Source organism: Streptomyces sp. HD, from assembly GCF_028369295.1.
Classification (GTDB): Bacteria; Actinomycetota; Actinomycetes; order Streptomycetales; family Streptomycetaceae; genus Streptomyces.
Genome location: NZ_JAQMYP010000096.1, coordinates 1 through 19,109, shown reverse-complemented (window position 1 = coordinate 19,109; position 19,109 = coordinate 1). Strand labels below are relative to the sequence as shown.

11 protein-coding genes and 2 pseudogenes are annotated in these 19,109 nt (G+C 68.4%); 8 read left to right on the top strand and 5 right to left on the bottom strand.

Annotated elements, in window-relative coordinates:
• A pseudogene (locus POF73_RS44425) lies at positions 1-627 on the top strand (hypothetical protein); the annotation flags it as partial.
• Positions 628-645: 18 nt separating this feature from the next.
• On the opposite strand, the gene POF73_RS44420 reads toward POF73_RS44425, so the two are convergent.
• A complete protein-coding gene (locus POF73_RS44420) occupies positions 646-2,697 on the bottom strand; it encodes a phosphocholine-specific phospholipase C (protein WP_272125151.1) in 2,052 nt (683 codons plus the stop codon).
• Positions 2,698-2,859: 162 nt separating this feature from the next.
• Here POF73_RS44420 and POF73_RS44415 point away from each other — a divergent pair, with 162 nt between their 5' ends.
• From POF73_RS44415 to POF73_RS44405, 3 genes are all read left to right on the top strand, one after another.
• Positions 2,860-4,158 carry an MFS transporter gene (locus POF73_RS44415; protein ID WP_272125150.1) on the top strand — a complete coding sequence of 433 codons (1,299 nt, stop codon included), beginning with the start codon at positions 2,860-2,862 and terminating at the stop codon, positions 4,156-4,158.
• Positions 4,159-4,868: 710 nt separating this feature from the next.
• Positions 4,869-8,918: a GDSL-type esterase/lipase family protein gene (locus tag POF73_RS44410; RefSeq protein WP_272125149.1), complete on the top strand. Its 4,050-nt coding sequence runs from the start codon at positions 4,869-4,871 to the stop codon at positions 8,916-8,918.
• 104 nt (positions 8,919-9,022) lie between these two features.
• On the top strand, positions 9,023-9,412 hold the full coding sequence (locus POF73_RS44405) for a hypothetical protein (RefSeq protein WP_272125148.1): 390 nt from the start codon (positions 9,023-9,025) through the stop codon (positions 9,410-9,412).
• Positions 9,413-9,509: 97 nt separating this feature from the next.
• On the opposite strand, the gene POF73_RS44400 is transcribed toward POF73_RS44405, so the two are convergent.
• On the bottom strand, positions 9,510-9,899 hold the full coding sequence (locus POF73_RS44400) for a hypothetical protein (protein ID WP_272125147.1): 390 nt from the start codon (positions 9,897-9,899) through the stop codon (positions 9,510-9,512).
• 215 nt (positions 9,900-10,114) lie between these two features.
• Here POF73_RS44400 and POF73_RS44395 point away from each other — a divergent pair, with 215 nt between their 5' ends.
• Positions 10,115-10,498 (top strand): VOC family protein, encoded by a 384-nt coding sequence (locus POF73_RS44395; protein ID WP_272125145.1) that lies wholly within the window; start codon positions 10,115-10,117, stop codon positions 10,496-10,498.
• A gap of 879 nt (positions 10,499-11,377) precedes the next feature.
• Positions 11,378-11,551, top strand: coding sequence for a hypothetical protein (locus POF73_RS44390; RefSeq protein WP_272125142.1), 174 nt, complete (start codon positions 11,378-11,380; stop codon positions 11,549-11,551).
• A 681-nt stretch (positions 11,552-12,232) separates the two neighbouring features.
• On the opposite strand, the gene POF73_RS44385 is transcribed toward POF73_RS44390, so the two are convergent.
• Both POF73_RS44385 and POF73_RS46440 read right to left on the bottom strand, forming a co-directional pair.
• On the bottom strand, positions 12,233-13,102 hold the full coding sequence (locus tag POF73_RS44385; protein WP_443049769.1) for an aminoglycoside adenylyltransferase family protein: 870 nt from the start codon (positions 13,100-13,102) through the stop codon (positions 12,233-12,235).
• Between the two features lie 42 nt (positions 13,103-13,144).
• Positions 13,145-13,315, bottom strand: a pseudogene (locus POF73_RS46440) (IS630 family transposase); the annotation flags it as partial.
• Positions 13,316-13,854: 539 nt separating this feature from the next.
• Here POF73_RS46440 and POF73_RS44380 point away from each other — a divergent pair.
• The gene (locus POF73_RS44380; RefSeq protein ID WP_272125140.1) at positions 13,855-14,961 is read left to right on the top strand and encodes a ricin-type beta-trefoil lectin domain protein; all 1,107 of its coding nucleotides are present in this window, start codon (positions 13,855-13,857) and stop codon (positions 14,959-14,961) included.
• Positions 14,962-15,034: 73 nt separating this feature from the next.
• Here the strand turns inward: POF73_RS44380 and POF73_RS44375 are convergent, their stop codons facing one another.
• Entirely contained in the window at positions 15,035-16,393 is a 1,359-nt protein-coding gene (locus tag POF73_RS44375) for a glycoside hydrolase family 43 protein (RefSeq protein ID WP_272125138.1), read from the bottom strand.
• A 472-nt stretch (positions 16,394-16,865) separates the two neighbouring features.
• Here POF73_RS44375 and POF73_RS44370 point away from each other — a divergent pair, with 472 nt between their 5' ends.
• Positions 16,866-18,926, top strand: coding sequence for a family 43 glycosylhydrolase (locus tag POF73_RS44370; RefSeq protein WP_272125137.1), 2,061 nt, complete (start codon positions 16,866-16,868; stop codon positions 18,924-18,926).
• The last annotated feature ends 183 nt before the right edge of the window (positions 18,927-19,109 follow it).

Here is a 19,109-nt window from a genome sequence, read left to right as displayed (position 1 = left end):
GGGGGGGGGGGGGGGGTGGGGGGGGCGCCGCCCGCGCCGCGCCCCCCCCCCCCCCCCCCCCCGGGGCTGCGGCACGCGACCGCGTCCGGTTTCGCCTCCGGGGTCGCCTCGGCGCTCACGCAGACGGTGACGGTCGCCGCGACGGACCACTCGGCCCCGCTGCTCAGCCCGCAGGTCGTCGGGGTGGCGTTGCTGGTCGCGGCCCTCGCGGCGAGCGGACTGCTGCTGTCGCAGACCGCCTACCGGGGCGGGCTCGGCGCCCCGCTCGCGATGGTGACGCTGGCGAACCCGTTGGCGGCCGTGGTGATCGGGCTGGTCCTGCTCGGCGAGCGGCTGCAGGGCGGCGCGACGGGCGTCCTCCTCGCGCTGGCCGGGGCGGGCCTGGCGTCCTGGGGTGTGGTGCTGCTCAGCCGCGCGACCCCCGAACCGACCTCAGCCGCCCCCGCCCCCGCACCCGCACTCACCCAGGCCGACCCCGCCGAGGACGACGAGCACCCCGTGGCCGCCGTACTGGCGCTGGAGCCCGCGTCGGCGTCGCAGGAACGAGTACTGCTGCCCGGGTCGGCCACGCCCGGACCGGCGTTGGTGCCCCGGCAGCCGGGGCCGGGGCACCTCACACCGCTGTGAACAGCCCTGCGCTCCGGGCTACTCCGTGATGATCGCCGGGTCGCTCACACCCGGCCGCCCGTTCTCGACGCGCCCGGCGAACCGCCGCAGGAACGCCGGGTCGCCGTCGGCGGTGACGGTCAGGTCGTACCAGCGGCGGCTGGCCAGGAGGTCGATGCACCGGCGCACCGTGGCGCCGGGCGCGACCGTCACCGTCGTGGCACGACCGCCATACCCGTTGGCCACCTTCAGGCTGACGCTCGCCGTCCCCTTGTTGGTGAACGTCAGCTCGATGTCGTCGCCCTTGTGCCGGGCGGTGACCTCGGGACCGGCCGTCTTGTTCGAGCCCTTGAAGTAGCGCACGAAGCCGGCCGGGCCGTGCACGGTCAGGTCGTACGAGCCGTTCGAGTACGCCGAGTTCCAGGTGTCCGTGAGGGACTTGCCGGCCTCGGTGGTGTACATCCAGGGGCCGTCGGTGCGGTTGCCGGACGTGATGTGGAAGGCGGCACCGGCCTTGGCGCCGGAGGCGAGGGCCAGCGTGAACCTGCCGGCCGCCGCGTCCACCGAACCGTCCACGTACGGGGCGTACTTCAGCGGGCGCGAGGGGCGCAGACCGCGCTCCTGCTTCGGCATGTCCGGGTCGGCGGGCGGCGTCGGCTTGTAGTCGGGGTGACGCACGCGGTCCGGCGGCTCGTAGTCGTCCGTGTCCGGCAGCGCGGCCGGGCGGCTGTCGTTGCGCGAGAAGTCGAAGGCCGAGGTCAGGTCGCCACTGATGGCCCGGCGCCAGGGGGAGATGTTGGTCTCCTTGACGCCGAAGCGGCGCTCCATGAACCGCAGGATCGAGGTGTGGTCGAGCGTCTCGGAGCAGACGTAACCGCCCTTGCTCCACGGCGAGACGACCAGCATCGGCACCCGCGGACCGAGGCCGTAGGGGCCGGCCGGGCGCTTGCTGTCGCCCGGGTAGAGGTCGAGGGAGACATCGACCGTGGACTTGCCCCGCGAGGCGTCCTTCGGCGGCAGCGGCGGCACGACGTGGTCGAAGAAGCCGTCGTTCTCGTCGTAGGTGATGAACAGGGCGGTCTTCGACCAGACCTCCGGGTTGGCGGTGAGGGCGTCCAGGACCTGTGCGATGTACCAGGCGCCGTAGTTGGACGGCCAGTTGGAGTGCTCGGAGAAGGCCTCGGGTGCGGCGATCCAGGAGATCTGCGGCAGCTTCCCGGCCTTCACGTCGGCCTTCAGCAGGTCGAAGTAGCCGTCGCCGCTCTTGGCGTCGGTGCCGGTGCGGGCCTTGTCGTACCAGGGGTCGCCGGGCTTGGCCTCGCGGTACTTGTTGAAGTACAGCAGCGAGTTGTCGCCGTAGTTGCCCCGGTAGGCGTCCTCTATCCAGCCCCAGGAGCCGGCCGCGTCCAGACCGTTGCCGATGTCCTGGTAGATCTTCCAGGAGATGCCCGCCTGCTCCAGGCGCTCCGGGTAGGTCGTCCAGCCGTAGCCGAGCTCGTCGTTGCCGAGGACCGGTCCGCCGCCGGTGCCGTCGTTGCCGGTGTAGCCCGTCCACATGTAGTAGCGGTTCGGGTCGGTGGAGCCGATGAACGAGCAGTGGTAGGCGTCGCAGACCGTGAAGGCATCGGCGAGGGCGTAGTGGAAGGGGATGTCCTCGCGGGTCAGGTACGCCATGGTCGTGGTGCCCTTGGCGGGGACCCACTTGTCGTACTTGCCGCCGTTGTACGCCTGCTGGCCGTCGGTCCAGCCGTGCGGGAGGCCCTCCAGGAACTGCATACCGAGGTCGTCGGCGTCCGGGTGGAACGGCAGGATGTCCTTGGTGCCGTTCGACTGGTGCCAGTTCGACTTGCCGTTGTCCAGCTTCACCGGGCGCGGGTCCCCGAACCCGCGGACGCCGCGCAGCTTGCCGAAATAGTGGTCGAAGGAACGGTTCTCCTGCATAAGGACGACGATGTGCTCGATGTCCTCGATCGACCCGGTGCGGTGGTTCGCGGGGATCGCGGCGGCCCGCTGGATGCTGCTCGACAGAGCCGTGAACGCCGTGGTCGCGCCCGCGAGTTGAAGGAATCTGCGGCGATTGACTTCGGGCATGAGTGAGGGACCTCTTCCCATTGAGGGTGATTTGACCGAACGGCATGTGACGGAATGCGCGCGGAAGGAGTGTTCCAGGAGCACCAAACGTCAGGGAAGGGTCCGGTGGCGCTCGTGTGAAAGTCGGGGGTACGTGAGGTGTGCCGGGGCCGGGGTTCGGGGATGGTCGCGATCATGACAGAGACGACGCGCACGGACTCCCCGCCGGCCTCCCGGCCCGTACGCCAGCTCCTCGCCGCTTCGGTCGGCAACGCCGTGGAGTGGTACGACTGGTACGCATACACCTTCCTCGCCACCTATATCGCGGCTGAGGTGTTCCCGAAGAGCGCGGACAACTCGCTGGTGCCGCTGCTGTCCACGTTCGCCGTCTTCGCGGTGGGCTTCTTCATGCGTCCGGTGGGCGGGCTGCTCATGGGCGCGATCGCGGACCGCCGCGGCCGGCGCGCCGCGCTGACGGTCACCATCCTGCTGATGGGCGGCAGCAGTCTGCTGGTCGGACTGACCCCGACGTACGCCACGGTCGGGGTGCTCGCCCCGGTGATCCTGGTCCTGGCCCGGCTCCTCCAAGGCCTGTCCGTGGGCGGCGAGTTCGCGGCGTCGACCACCTTTCTGGTGGAGTCGGCGGGACCGGGGCGGCGCGGGCTGTTCTCCAGCTTCCAGTACGTGTCGACGACCCTCGGGCAGCTCGTCGCGTCCGGTATCGCGACGCTGCTCGTGGACACGTTGAGCGACGGGCAGATGAACGGCTGGGGCTGGCGGGTGCCGTTCGTCCTCGGTGCCGTACTCAGCCTGGTCGGCTTCTGGATCCGGCAGGGCGCCGAGGAGACCAGGAGCGCCGAGCAGCAACAGGCGCCGCGCCCCGCCCTGTTGGAGGCGCTGCGCCGCCATCCCCGCCAGTCGCTGCTGATCTGCGGCATCACCGCCGGCGGCACCATCGCCTACTACACCTGGACGTCGTACCTGCCGACGTACGCCGAACTCAACGCGGGCATCGAGAAGTCGGACGCGCTGCTCGCGGGCACGATCTCGCTGGCCTTCTTCGCTCTGCTCCAGCCCCTGGGCGGCCTGCTCTCGGACCGCTTCGGACGCCGCCCCCTGCTGCTCTTCTTCGGCCTGGGCTTCACCCTGCTCACCGTCCCCCTGCTGCACGCGCTGCACGACTCGTTCGCGGTGCTGCTGCTCGTGCAGTGCGCGGGCATGGTGCTGCTGACCGGGTTCACGTCGATCAGCGCGGCCGTGAACGCCGAGGTGTTCCCGCCCCGGGTGCGGGCGGCGGGCATCGGGTTCCCGTACTCGCTGACGGTCGCGATGTTCGGCGGTACGGCGCCGTACGTCGGCACGCTGTTCAAGGAGCTGGGTCAGGCGGACCTGTTCCCGTGGTACGTCGCCGCACTCTGCCTCGGCTCGTCGCTGGTGTATCTGCGGCTCCCCGAGACCGCTCACCGGCCGTTGGAGCGGTGAGCGGATCAAGGGGCCGGAATCAGCCAACGTACCGAAGCGTGCCGCCCGGCCCGCCCGGTTCTACTTCAAGGGAAAACCACTGATCAGGAGTCAGGACACGCCATGTCCGGACACTTCGACAACATGACCTTCTTTTTGCCACGCCTCGACCAGTGCTTTTAACCATCGGTACCACGCGTCTACAGTGACCTCGCACTCAGGGGACCTGGTCTCACCAGCCCGGTCCCTGTGTGTCGCCCGGGGGGAGCGAGCGTTGCTGACGCAACGCCACATACGACCGTGTTCCTCCCGCTGCGTCGAGACGGGGGAGAGACGGAAATGGGACACCTGCCGAAGGTATCTGCGCTGCGGCCTGGGCCATTTGGGCCACCGAGCCCGCCGCGCGTCACGCCGAGCCGATGCTGTTCCGCATAGCGGAGCCTGAGGACCATCGTCGGCCGGATCACGGCGACAACGTAGGAATTCCACCCACTGCTGCTCGGAAGCAGCCCGAAGACAGCCTCACCGGTCTTCCGGCAGAGCAGAACAACCGTCGCTGACCCAGTCCCTGACGCAGAGACCGCACCGGCATCGACATGTGCGAATGACCGGCCGGCCTTGCCTTCGGGAGCGCTCCCATCCGCCCCATCGACGCATCCCCCCTCGTGCAGAGGCTCCGCTGTGCTGCCGCACGAGCCCTTCCTCACCGCTTACTCAAGGAGACCAACGCTTTGAGACGTGTACGCAGACGCACGTACGCGCGTGTTCCCATAAGCTGCGCCATCGCCACGGCGATAGCGTTCGGAACCGCGATCCAGGCGCAATCCGCCCCGCAGGCACCGACGCCGCCCCCGAACGCCGCGGAAGGATGGTCCGACCCCGCCGCGCCCGGTGTGAAGGCGGACCAGGACGGCAACAAGGACCGCGTTCCCGCCGAGAAGCGCAGCAAGGTACTCGGCAAGGGCTACACCAAGTCCTCCGACACCGCGTGGACCACCATCGGTGACGCCACCGGCTTCCACTTCATGACCGCCGATGAGGCCGACGGCTACCGCTGGAAGACCGCGGCGACCCTCGTCGAACCCGGGTTCTCCGACACCGACACCTGGATCGGCAACGCCTGTGTCACCGCCTCCGGTGATCGTGCCCTGGTCGCCTACGCGCCGCGCACCTTCACCAACAAGCCCAGCCTCATGGCCCGGGGCGCGTTCGCAGCCGCCGTGGATCTGAACTCGGGAGAGGTCACGAAGCTGCCGTTCCAGGCAAGCCTCGCCTACTTCTCGCCGGGCTGCGGCGACGGCGAGCAGGCGGTGCTGTCGCAGTTCACCGACGAGAACACGTCGGACAGGAACGAGACCCGCCTGATCACCGTCGATGCCCGTACGGGCAGGACGCAGAAGAAGATCACGGTGCAGGGCCAGGTCACCTCCGCGGTCCCGACCCGCGACGGCATCGTCGCCGCGCAGGGCAACGCCATCGTCCGGATCACCGGGAGCGGGAAGTCCGAGCTGGTCACACGCACGGACAGCACGCCCTTCAGCCTGTCCGTCACCAAGGACGGCGGCCTCGCCTTCCTGGACCGTACGTACAACGCCCGGGCCGCGAAGGACGTGCGGGCCCGCGCCGCCGACGTCAAGCCCGTCGAGGCCGCGTCCGCCGGCAACACCTCCGAGGTCAAGTACCTGACCGGCCAGCAGCTCAAGGGCAAGGCCGTCAAGGCTGTCAAGGCCCGGACGGTCGCCGAGGGCCACCTGACCGGCATGGACCTCACCCGCGCCGCCGACGGCACCGCGATCGTCACCGGCGCGGCGAAGAACGTCGGCACCCTGCCCAAGGACGTGCGGAACCCGGGCGGGATCGACAAGGACGCCACGGCCTCCACCAAGGCCCGCGCTCTCGTGAACTCCGCGTGGGCCGACGGCAAGGACACCCGTGTCCGCCCCTCCGAGTACGACACGGCGCGCACGGCCCGCATCGAGATGAACCACCTGCCCACCGGCAGCAAGCCGGTGTTCGAGTCCAACCCGACCGCGTCCCCGGTGTCTCCGGACCCGGCCGAGGGCGCGAACCGCTCTCCGGCCCTCGGCACCGCCCCCGCCAAGAGCGGTGGCACCGTGGGCGGCAAGGCGTCCCGGCTGAACATCGCCGAACCGGAGTCGGAGCGCACCTGCGCCGTGGAGCGGGGCAACCCGCAGAAGCAGGCCTTCCAGCCGAAGCCGCGCCAGATCGAGTGGGCTGTCGACCGTGCCATCGAAGGCACGATGGACCAGCACGTGAAGCGGGCCGCCAACTGGAAGAACATGGGCATGGGCGCCTACTCGCCGCAGGCCCTCATCGGCGGTCTCACCCCGCTGTCCGGCGGCGGGCGCATCCCTGCCCAGGTGTTCCTCGGCATCACCGCCCAGGAGTCCAACATGTGGCAGGCCACCCGCTTCGCCGCGCCGGGCACCACCGCCAACAGCCTCATCGGCAACTACTACGGTCTCGTCCGCGACGAGCACGGCCAGGTCAACGACCCCTGGGCCATCAACTGGCCTGCCGCGGACTGCGGTTACGGCATCACGCAGGTCACCGACGGCATGCGGCTGCCCGGCAAGCCGTACGAGAACGGTGAGGTCCGGCCGTCCAAGCCGCGCGCCTACCAGGATGCCGTCGCGCTGGACTACACCGCGAACGTCGCGGCCGGCGTCAACATCCTCGCCGAGAAGTGGAACCAGACCCGAAACGCCGGCCTCACCGTGAACAACGGTGACCCGAAGGCCATCGAGAACTGGTTCTTCGCCCTGTGGGCCTACAACTCCGGCTTCTACCCGCAGGCGGACGCGGGCAAGAACGGGGGCAAGTGGGGCGTGGGCTGGGCCAACAACCCGGCCAACCCCAGCTACAAGCCGAACCGGACCCCGTTCCTGGAGAACGAGAACGGCGGCGACGACTACTCCCACGCCGCCAAGCCGCAGTTCTGGCCGTACCCGGAGAAGGTCATCGGCTGGGCCGCGCGCCCGCTGGAGGCGCTGGAGGCGCCGGGCACCCTCGTCCACGGTTTCCGGCCTGCCTGGTGGACCGAGCCCGCGTTCCGCACCCTGGCCAAGCCGCGGGTCTCACTGTTCTGTGACGGCTCCAACGAGTGCGACCCGAGCAAGATCAAGGAAGGCGCGTCGAACGACTCGCCCGCGACGGGTCCCTGCCAGCGTACGGACTTCCGGTGCTGGTGGAACAAGAAGGTCGAGTGGAAGAACTGCGCAGCCGGTGACTGCGGCAACGAGATCTTCCGCTTCAACAACACCTACCCGGAGGAGGCGGACGGCAACTCCCACCCGCCTCGCTGCGATTCCGGTCTCCCGAGCGGCACGTACATCGTCGACAACGTGAACTCCGGTCAGCGGATCGCGGGCAAGGACGGCAGACGCTGCTTCGACACCGGCCAGTCGGCCGGATCGTTCAAGTTCGACTTCTCCACGCCCTCGGCGAAGATGGACACCCATCAGCTCGGTGTGGGGTACGGGAACCACATCTGGTTCTCCACCACGCGTAAGGCCGCTTCTCCGGGAGAGGACCAGCGGCTGAAGGTCACCGGCACCTGGACCGGCCCCAGCGCCGTCAAGGGCTGGACCCGGGTCCTGGTCCACATGCCGAACGTGGCCGCACGGTCCCAGCAGGCGAGGTACCAGGTGTCGGGCACCGACTCCAAGTCCCCGTTCCGTGTCGCCCCGCAGCGCATCCGCAGCAACGAGTGGCGTTCGCTCGGTGTCTTCAACTTCACCGGAACCCCGTCGGTGGCCCTGTCCAACACCACCGACGAGGCTCCGGGTGTCGACATCGCCTGGGACGCCGTCGCCTTCCAGACGCTCGGTGCCAACCCCACGCACGTGGTCGGCATGGGCGACTCCTTCGCCTCCGGCGAGGGCGCCGACACCGAGGGCGGCAAGGACTACTTCCGGGAGACGGACTACAAGGAGAGCCTCGGCAACAGCGAGGTCGTCAACAAGTGCCACCGCTCCAAGCAGGCCTGGATCCGGCAGGCGACCCTGCCCGGCAGGACCCAGTCCATCGGCAAGATCTCCGACGACTACGGCAATGTCGACCTGAGCTTCATCGCCTGCTCCGGCGCCCGCACCTACAACGTCTGGGCGGGCGGCAAGGGGCAGCAGAACTCGCTGCCGCAGATGGACCTCGGCTACCTCGACCAGAACACGGACATCGTGACCATCGCCATCGGCGGTAACGACTCCCTGTTCACGGACGTGTTCAACGAATGCGTCTGGGCGGCCGGACTGAAGCTCTGCCAGGACGCCGAGATCGAGAAGCGCAACCCGGACACGGGCGACAAGACCGGCGAGATGAGCGGTCCGCTCAAGGACTTCATGCCGGGTTGGATCACCAACCAGGTCAAGCCGAGGATCGTCAAGGTGCTCAACGAGATCAAAGCCCGTGCGCCGCAGGCCAAGATCTACCTCGTGGGCTATCCGCCTCTGCTGTCCGGGAACGGTCAGTGCATCCCGGGTATCGGAACCGAGGAGGCGCCCTGGCTGAACGACCAGGTCGCTCCGAAGCTGGCCCAGGAGATGAAGGCCGCCGCGACGTCGGTGGGAGCCACGTTCGTGGACCCCGCGTCCGACTTCAAGGACAAGGCGATCTGCGGTGACCCCGAAAACATCAACGGTATCGTCATGACCGGCCGGTCCGAGGCGGACGCCGATGCGCCCGAACCGTCGATGAAGTCGTTCCACCCGAAGATCTCCGGCGCCCGGCTCTACGCCAACGCCCTGGAGCGCTCCCTGTAGCACCTGAAGGACGGACCACTCATGGTCTGAGTCCGCACACATCCGTGGGTCCCAACACACCCGTGTTGGGACCCATCGGCCTGCGAAGAGCGAGGATTCCCCCCATGCGGTACGTACGATTCGTGAAAGGCGCCGTCACCGTCGCCGCCGCCACCGCGGTCTGCCACACCCTCATGTCCGCCGGCTTCGCGTGGGCGCGCGACAGCGCGGACGAGAGCGGAGACTCTACGTTCTCCGGCGCCTTCGAGTTCCTGCTCACCACAGCCGCTTCCTGGATTCTGATGCCCCTTCTGCTGTGGGCCGGCATGCGGATGATGGGAGAGGCCGGCAACACCGTGCTGGTGGCCGTCGGTGGGTTGGTCTGGTTGGGGATTTCCGGGTACTTCACCGACGACATCGACCGGGCGGGCGGGCACATACCGATCCTGGCCCTCGTCGCATACCTCCTTCTCGGGACGGCACTGGCCGGGGTCCGTCCGGGCCACCGCACCTGAGTCCCGGGCCGTGTCCGCGCCACCGGACTGAGGAAATGGCCGCCCTCCTGAGACAGGAGCGCGGCCATCGCGTTCGGTGAGGCGGGAGACCGGCAGATCAGCGCGGCGCGGCGATGCTCCCGCGCACGACGAGCTCCGGAGTGAGGACCACCTCGCGGGGCTCGGTGCGACCGAGTTCGACCGAGGCCTCGCCCAGGCCGCCGAGAACCTCCACACCGCGGCGACGGCACTCTGACCCATCGCTTGAACGGCCCCGTTCCCGGCTCTCGGGGACGGGGCCCTGATTCTGCCCCTGATTTTTCCACTGATTTTGCGGACGACAACTGCTGGACTGCTGGCCCATGCTTCCGCCATACCGCCATTGCTCGCCGTACCACTCCATGAGCGCAATATGCTCACGCATCCCCTGCGACTTGGGACGCCACACGATCCAGATCGCCCCGACACCAGCGATGTCGTCGACATCCGCCGAGACCACGGTCAGCACACGTCGGGGCATCCACCACGGCTGCGGCTCATCTCCCGCCAGCGCCCGCCTGACCACGCCCCGCAGAAAAGTCTCGAACCGGGGCCCCGTGCACACGGCTTCTCCCCATGCCCGCATGGGCCTGCGATACCCGGCGCACGAGGTCATCAAGCCCCGGGTCGAGCCTGGCGGCAATCCGGTAGCGGACCGATTGGTCCTCAGGCAGGATCCATTCCATGATCTCGGTAGTGCAGAACGTGGCGATCGACTGCTCGGACGCCTATGAACTGGCGCGGTTCTGGAGTGGTGTGACCGGTTGTCCGCTGGATCCGCAGGCCAGCTCGGGCGACCGGGAGACGCAGGTGATGCTTCCGGAGGGCCCGCTCCTGTACTTCAACGAGGTGCCGGAAGCGAAGACGGTCAAGAACCGGATCCACCTGTGCCTGCGCCCGACGACCTCGCGCGAGGAAGAGATCGAGCGGCTGCTGAATCTCGGAGCCACCCTGGTCGCTGACCGCCGGGAGCCCGACGGCGCGGGCTGGGCCGTCCTCGCCGATCCCGAGGGCAATGAGTTCTGTGTCCTGCGCAGCGAGTCCGACCGTGCCGGAGCGGCACTGTGACCAGCCGTTTCCCGGAAGCTCTCCCGCCTGGCAGAACTATCCAATTGATTCTCGGAATTGAGCCGAACGGCCTGGTCAGGACCTAGCCGCAAGGCCCGATGAAGGAATGGGCCTCGTGCCCGGATGTCCGGCGTAGGCGTCGAAAGCCACTCGGCCATCGATCTGGAACCTCAACGCCCTTGCTCCGAGTGGCCTTATGAGTTGTGGCCTCGTACCGTCCAGGACGAAGCGGACCGCGGGGTGGTCGCAGACGATGACGCCCTCCAGGCCGCGTGGCCCGTCCTGCACCTTCCACGAGACGTGGTTGCCAATGGCCCCTTGCGCTTCCTTCTCCGCGATCTTCGCGAGGCGAGGCGCTCGGTGCGCTGGCTGATTCGCCGGGGGGATGCTGCCCGGGAGTCGTGCGAGCCGACCGGGCTCACCCGGCTCGGCCCTGTCGCAACCGTGCGACCCGCCCCGCGTCGGCCCGACTTCCGTCGCCCGCCGCAAAGGCCGCGGCGACATCACTGTCACCCTTGCAAAGGCAAAGAAAGGATCAGATCCTCCTCAAAACCCTTCTGGATCGCGTGATCTTGGACGTAGGGTCCTGCATGCCCGGGAGGCGAGATTACGGACCAGAGTCCGCCTGCCCAAGCCAAAAGAATCGGGGATTCTCCAGCATCAAGCGCGTTATATCGAGCACGCTGCCCGCCGCCCTCCTCAGCGCGCCCTCATGCTGGGCACGGGCGCCCCGTCAGCCGCAGCGCAGTCGCAGCCCGCCGCCAAGGCTCCGGCGGCACATTATGGCTGGTCGATCGAAGAACAACGGTCGATGTGCACCGTCTACCACGGCAAGACTGCCTGCGCCTCGTCCTTCTCGTAAACACTGGGAGCGCACCAATGACGGCCAAGATCCTCGCCACGCTCGCCTGGGCCGTCGTGCTCGTCGGAGCGAACAAACTGCTGACCGGAACTGAATGGGCTCAATACGTCGTCACATTCGTTCTGGGCGGCGCCTACGCCCTGTTGATAAACGAGGTGAGCAAGCCTCCCGTCCGGAACGACCAAAACTAAAAGGCCGTTTGCAGACAACTCTTGCTCAAAGCAGGAATGACGCGAGCGTGACCGACGCTTCGCCAGAGGTGGCGGAGTCGCAGAAGAAGCGGCGCGGTCCCGGCTCCCGATCGAACCCCCACGATGGGTTCCAGGGGTGTTGCACTACGAGACCGCCCTGCGATGCAGAGCAGGACGACTTACGGGCCCCGCCACCGCTGTCCGCTCGTCGCTATCGCGATGGGCGTGCTGTTGCTGAAGGAGCGGCTGCGGCCGATCCAGTGGGCGGCGGTGGGGGCGGGTTCGCCGCCTACACGAGGCGGCCGTCGACCTCGAAGCTGAGCGCATGGGCCCGGCGGGGCCGGATGATGTGCGGGCGAGTTCCGTCGAGGACGAATCGGGTCGCCGGGTCGTCGCAGGTGATGACGCCCTGGAGCCCGCGCGAGCCTTCCTCGATGTATCAGTACCTCATCCGGCGGCCGTCGGTATCGGCGGCCCGGTGCACGGCATCGACAGGTCGAGTGATTGAGGCGGTACTGAGTTCGCCGCTTCAGGGTGACGATGGTGGGCCGAGGGAGACGCCCGTGGCGCGGCGTTCACTCCGCCATGACCTGGCCGAGGGCTGGGCCGAGGTGCGCCTTGCGACGGGCACTGGACCAGCCTGGTCGCGTGCGGTGGGCAACGTCGTCGCCGCCGGGCTGCTCACTCCCTGCTGGAGGGCTCGGCAGGGCGCAGGTGGACCACCGTCAGGTTTGACACCCGGGACTTGAGACAGCGGCCCTCACATCCGCGGGTTCGGGTGCGCAGCCGGTCGATCTCAGCGAGCACGCGGTCAACATGCGGACGCACCCGCGCCTGCAATGCATCGCTCCAGCTCTCCTCGGAGTAGGGGCAGTTGAGATAGAGCTGCCTGGCGTGTTCGAGGGCGGCGCGGTGCTCGGGCGGGAGCTGAGCGAGGGCCCAGTCGGCGGCGGCGTCCTTCGACTTGAGCTGGCCGGTGGCGAGCGTGGTCCAGATGCGGGCGAAGGTCAGCAGGACGTTGCGGGTGTCGCTGTCCAGGTCGTCGAGCAGGCCGGGGATACCCACCACGCTCGCCCGGACCAGGTCGGCCTGCGGGACCGGATCGAGGACCTGCGCCGGGCGCGGCCCGGTGAGGGGATGGTCGCCGGTCAGCGCCATGGTGATCAGCAGGGCCAGATCGGGCATCGGCTCCGGCCGGGGGACCTCCCCGGCCTCGTACTCGGCACGCAGCCACTCGCCGTAGAGGAAGTCACCGGTCGGCGGGTACCGCCACGGCCGCACCTCGGACTGTACGACCACGGTGACTTCGACCGGGCGGGCCTTGTTTCGGTCGCCGGAGATCCGGAGCAGCCCACCGAGGAGTGTCCGTCGATCCTGCTCGTCCATTCGCCGCCGGGAGACGACCAGCACGTCCACATCGCTGGCCGGCCTGAGGCCGCCGAGTACGGAGGAGCCGTGGAGGTAGGTGCCGATGACATCTCGGCCCAGCACACCGCCGACCAGCCCCACGATCTCCTGAACCTGATTCACTGCATCAGCGTCTCCTGCCATCCGGCGGGACTGCACAGCATTATCTGATCTCGGCTGGTCAGGGCTGCGGCGCTTCCCCTTGCCCGCGGGGTGAGTGCGCAGGCGGTGGCACAGCCGGGTGCGCGAGCCGGGCCGCATCGCGATCAGCCCGGCCACCGACAGGCGTCCCGAGCGCCGCCCGCTCACCGTCACCTGCGGCGTGTGGCCGCGTCGGCCCCAGGTGCGTCCTTTGGGCCCCCATCCGCATACCTCACACCACTGGATACAACCAACGCCGCAGAGGTATACGGGACTTCAACAGGTCACCCTGCCGAGCCGAAGTCAGTAACCACAAGCCGTCGCAGGGCTGTTGAGGCACACATGCCGTGACCGTTCTTCGTGGGGCCCGGCTCGGTGGGGTGCGATCGACTGACTCCACACCAGCAACCATACATGGGATGTTCACAAGCCGACGCCGGCAAGGGTAGACCGGTGAACAAGCCGCGACAGAGGGACTCTTGGCACCAAATCGTGCGGCACTCGCCCCACTCACCGATCCCAGATTTCTCTGCATTCATGGGATGTTCCGGTCGGGATCGTGGTATCTATACGGGTGCGCTTGTGAGGCGGGTTAGGGCCGACCCGCTCGGTATGCGCTCCCCCCGCTCCCCAACCCGTTCTGCCAGTACGTCAGGCGGCCGCCGACGCCGAAGGGAAGGCGTTGCGGCCGAGCTGCTGACACGAACGGCGATCACCCCGCTGATTCAGCAATCACTCGCAGAAGAGGACGCTGCATGAGAAAGCCTTGGGCTCAGCCCCTGATCACACTTGCCGCTGTCGCGCTCGGGGTGACGGCGGCAGGTGTGACCCCTGCCTCCGCCGCCCCCACCACGCCCTTGCGGGTCATGCCGTTGGGCGACTCCATAACCTGGGGCGTGGGAAGCAGCACGGGCAACGGCTACCGGGGGCCGCTGTGGAACCAGCTCGCGGCGGACGGCCATCCGCTGGATTTCGTGGGCACGGTGCGGAACGGTCCGATGTCCGATCCCGACAACGAAGGCCACTCCGGGTACCGCATCGACCAGATCGCCGCACTCGCCGACGCCTCGCTGACCCGCTACCGGCCCAACGTCGTGACGCTGCACATCGGCACCAACGACCTCCAAGGAGCCTCCGAGGTCGACAGCGCCATCGCCCGGCTGAGGTCGCTGGTCAACCAGATCACCGTCGACGTCCCCGACGCCACCGTCCTCGTGGCCTCCCTGGTCGTGTCCACCAGCAGCTCGGAGGAGCGGTTCCGGGGCACGTACAACCAGGCAACCCGGCAAATCGTCAGCGACGCACAGGCCGCGGGCAAGCGCGTCGCATTCGTCGACATGAGCAGTCTGACCACGGCCGACCTGGCCGACCCCCTGCATCCCAACGACTCGGGCTACCAGAAGATGGCCGACGCCTTCCGCCGTGGTGTCCAGTCCGCGGACAGCGCCGGGTGGCTGAAGAACCCCGCCCCCGCGCCCGCCCGCGTGCAGTCCGGCGTGGCCGGCAAGTGCATGGACGTCAACGGCGCGAGCACCGCCGACGGGACCGCCGCCCAGACGTGGAGCTGCGGCGACAGCGCCAACCAGTACTGGTCCGCCTACACCGACGGCACCCTGCGCTCTATGGGCAAGTGCCTGGACGCCGCCGGCGGGGCCACCGCCAACGGCACCAAGGTGCAGATGTGGGCCTGCCACGGCGGCGCCAACCAGGTCTGGCAGCCCTACGACGGCGGTTACCGCAACGCCGCCTCCGGCCGCTGCCTCGATGTTCCGGGCTCCTCCACGACCGACGGCACGCAGCTCGTGCTGTGGGACTGCAACGGCGGCTCCAACCAGAAGTGGACCACCCTGACCGCCGGATGACACCGACTCCCGGGATCTGGGCCTCTCCTGGCTCAGATCCCGGGAGAACATGCAAGGGAGTGGGGCGGACAGGTCAGTTCCAGGGGCTGACCACCGTGAAGGAGCTGTCGGCGCGGAACGTGTCGGTGTCCTGGTAAGGGTCCACGCGCAGTGCGTAGTTGTAGTGACGGATATAGCGGCCGGGGTAGTTGTACGACTCCAGGCGGGCGGAACCGGAGGCCGTGCCCGGGCGGGCGCAGTAGGTGGCGTCCTTCTTGAAGGTGTCGGTGCCGTTGCTGCTGTCGAAGCGGATCCGGAAGTCCCAGTGGCGCATATAGCGGCCGGAGGAGTCGCGGAAGGAGTAGCAGTTGGCGTCGGCGAGGCCGGGTACGACGGTGAAAGTGGCGCTCTGCTTGACGGCGGTGCTGCTGGAGGCGCTCACCGGGTCGACGTAGCCGAGGCTGTCGGAGCGCACCACGGCGTACCGGTCGGGGTAGTTGACCGACCGCAGCGACCTGGTGGCGTTGGTGGGCAGGGTGACACCGCCGGAGACCGTCTCCTTCAGCACGGTGGCGTGGCGGATGAAGCCGGACAGCCCGGGCACCTCGGTGGGCGTGGACCAGGTGGCGAAGTTGTCGTAGCTGTCGCTGTACCAGTACTTCCCGGCGCGGTAGCCGTCGTAGTAGATGCGCCAGCCGCCGTTGTCGAGCTGGACCAGGGCCGGGCCCTCGACCCAGCTGCCGAATCCGGCCCAGTCGCCCGTCTTCCGGATGGTGTAGGGGCCGGTGAGGCTGGAGGCGGTGGCGTACTCGATGTACTTCGTCGTCTCGTTCTTGGTGAACGCGTGGTAGGTGGAGCCGGCCTTGACGATGAAGGTGTCGATGTTGTTCGGACCGATGCCGGACAGCTGGGTGGGCGCGGACCAGGTGGTCAGAGCAGAGTTGGTCGCCGTGATCTTGTAGGCGGTGAAGTGGGTGGCGGTGCTCGCCGCCGTCAGGGACACGATGATGTTGACGCTGCCGTCGGTGTCGATGAACCACTCGGGCGCCCAGGTGCGGGTCAGCCCGCTGATCGGGATCGTGTAGTTGTACAGGAACGTCCAGTTCACCCGGTCGGTGCTCCGGGCGAAACCGATCGTGTTCCCGGTCCAGTTGGTGGTGTAAGTGAGGTAGTAGAAGCCATCGGTGTGCTTGAAGATGCTGGGGTCCCGGATCAGTCCGGACGGCGGGGTGTAGGCGGGGCCTTTCTGCAGGGTGAATCCGGTGGCGTCCGGCGAGTCGTACACGTACAGGTTCGACTCACTGCTGTTGGTGAACGCCGTCATCGTGTACCGCGTGGCCTGCCCGGCCGGTGGGGCGGCGGCGGAGGCGGTGCCCTGGAGGACGGCGCCACCCAGTAGGACCAGCAGTAGTGGGCCCAGCAGGGCGAGCAGTGTTCTTACGGTTCTGTTCAACTCTTCCTCCGGGCTCGGCCAGTCCGCTTGGCCGATCGCCGTGACAAGGGATGCCACTGTTCGAAATAACGACCACTGTGCGGAACTTCGAGCAGAAGATAGATTTGAGTCGTGGTTACGTCAACGTTTCCGACGAGTACCGTTGCTACGCATTTCGCGCCGCCCGGATAACGAAGAAGCCGTACTGTCGCGCACGTTGACTTCCGTACGGGGCGCCCTTTACGTTCGGCGCCGATCCCGTCCGGCAATTCGACCCACGTTCGGAATATCGGTCATCGCGGTGCGAGAGCGGTCCCGCCTCTGGAAGGAATCCCCCCCCATGCCCCGAACCGCGCGCTTTCCAGGCAGCGTCCCGGATCGCCTGCACAGGAGATGACGGCGTCTTCCGGGCCGTACCGGTGTCCGTGCGAGGCCGTGTTTCGCGTCGAAGAGCCGCCTATCCATGCGACGCCCTCTGAACAAAGGACAGATCGTGGACATCACCAGACGACAGCTCGGCCGGCTCGCCGCGGTCGGCGCTGGGGCCCTCGTGTTGCCGGGCCTGCTGCCGGCGAGCGGGGCGGCGGCGGCCGTACCGGCGGTCGGCACGTGGGGCGATCAGGGTGACGGGACTTACATCAACCCGATCGTCCCGGGCGACTTCAGCGACTGGGACTGTATCCGGGTCGGTTCCGACTATTACGGCATCACCAGCACGTTCGGGTACTCGCCCGGCATGGCCGTCCTGCACTCCAAGGACCTGGTCAACTGGCGCACGCTCGGCGGCTCGGTCGACGATGTCATCCGTATCGGGCCGGAGTTGAACTGGGACCGGATGAACCGCTACGGCCGTGGTGTGTGGGCCGGGGCCATCCGCCACCACGCGGGGCGGTACTGGGTGTACTTCAACACCCCCGACGAGGGCTTCTTCATGACATCGGCCCCGTCGCCGGCCGGGCCGTGGGAGCCGTTGACGGCGGTGTGGCGGACCTCCGGCTGGGACGACCCGTGTCCGTTCTGGGACGACGACGGGCAGGGCTACCTGGTCGCCACGCACTACGCGGACGGCTACAAAATCCATTTGTTCAAGCTGTCCGCGGACGGCAAGTCGCTGGTCGGCCCGTCCACGGTCATCCACCAGTCGTCGCGCAGCGAGGCCAGCAAGCTGTACAAGTTCAACGGTGTCTACTACCACCTGTTCAGCGAGGTGAAGTCCGAGGGCCGGGTGCTGATGATGAACCGCGGCTCCAGCCTCTACGGCCCGTTCGAGACTCGGCAACTGGAGCACGTCGACGCCTCGGTGGACCGCGAGCCCAACCAGGGCGGGCTGGTGCAGACTCCGGACGGCGCCTGGTACTTCGTGACCCACCACGGCCACGGCGACTGGGAGGGGCGCGTACTGTCCCTGCTGCCGGTGACCTGGGTGGACGGCTGGCCGATCCTGGGCGAGGTGGGCGCGGACGGCATCGGCAGCATGGTGTGGACGGGCCGGGTGCCCGCCGGCGGCACGCCCGGTATGCCGGTCGACGCGCTGCCCCCTGTGGTGACCAGCGACCTGTTCACCGACACCCGCCTCAAGCCGCAGTGGGAGTGGCACTACCAGCCGCGCGCGGACCACTGGTCGCTGACCGAACGCCCCGGCTGCCTGCGGCTGAAGGCGTTCGCCCCGCTGGTGGCGAACAACCTGACCAAGGTGGGGAACACCCTCACCCAGCGGGTGCTGCGCACGGCCGGCGGCGCGACAATGACCGTCCGCCTCGAACTGGCCGGCCTCGCCGACGGCCAGCACGCCGGGCTGTGCCACTACGCCGCCACCTACGCGGGGTTGGGCGTCCGGCGCTCGGGGACCGCCACCACGATCGCGCACAACGCCGGCGGCACCCTGACCTACGGTCCGGTGATCACGCAGAACGCCGTGTGGCTGCGCACCACCTGGGACGTCAACGGGGTCAGCCGGTTCTCCTACAGCCTCGACGGGAGCACGTTCGCCCAGGTCGGCGGCACCTACCAGCTCACCTGGGGCGGATACCGCGGCGACCGGGTCGGCCTCTACACCTACAACCCCGACGGCACCGGCCACGTCGACGTCGACTCGGTGCAGTACACCATCGCGCCCACCAGGGCCTACAAGTGCGTCAGCGTGCGCAGCGGCAAGGTCGCCGACGTCTACCGTGCGTCGAACGCGGACGGCGCCGCCGTGATCCAGTGGCCCGACACCGACTCGTCGAACCAGCACTGGGCCTTCCAGTCCACCGGGGACGGCTACCACACCATCACCTGCGTCCGCAGCGGCAAGGTGCTCGACGTGGCGGGGTCCTCCACGGCGGACGGCGCGGCGGTCGTGCAGATGACCGCCGACGGCCGCACGAGCCAGCAGTGGCAGCTGCGCCCGCAGACCGGCGGCGAGTTCGTCCTGGTCAATCGCAACAGCGGCAAGGTGCTCGACGTCAAGGGAGGCAGCACGGCCGACGGTGTCGCGCTGATCCAGTACCGCGACTTCGGCAGCTCCAACCAGCGCTGGACCTTCCACCGCGTCACCAACCAGGGCCCCTGAAAGGGGCCTTGCACGCTCGGGCAAGGGGCGTCCCCATCGCCGCGCCGCATCAGCAGCAAGGGCCACGAGGCCCAGGACGCCGCCACGTTCGCCTCATGGGGCGTCGACGACTACCTCAAGTACGACTGGTGCTCCTCCAGCGGCACCCGGGACGAGCAGGTCGCGCGGTTCACGCTGATGCGT

Coding starts and splice junctions, on each gene's coding strand:
- POF73_RS44390 (WP_272125142.1), top strand. CDS start 11,378: ATGACGGCCAAGATCCTCGCCACGCTCGCCTGGGCCGTCGTGCTCGTC.
- POF73_RS44395 (WP_272125145.1), top strand. CDS start 10,115: ATGATCTCGGTAGTGCAGAACGTGGCGATCGACTGCTCGGACGCCTAT.
- POF73_RS44415 (WP_272125150.1), top strand. CDS start 2,860: ATGGTCGCGATCATGACAGAGACGACGCGCACGGACTCCCCGCCGGCC.
- POF73_RS44405 (WP_272125148.1), top strand. CDS start 9,023: ATGCGGTACGTACGATTCGTGAAAGGCGCCGTCACCGTCGCCGCCGCC.
- POF73_RS44420 (WP_272125151.1), bottom strand. CDS start 2,697: ATGCCCGAAGTCAATCGCCGCAGATTCCTTCAACTCGCGGGCGCGACC.
- POF73_RS44385 (WP_443049769.1), bottom strand. CDS start 13,102: ATGGCAGGAGACGCTGATGCAGTGAATCAGGTTCAGGAGATCGTGGGG.
- POF73_RS44380 (WP_272125140.1), top strand. CDS start 13,855: ATGAGAAAGCCTTGGGCTCAGCCCCTGATCACACTTGCCGCTGTCGCG.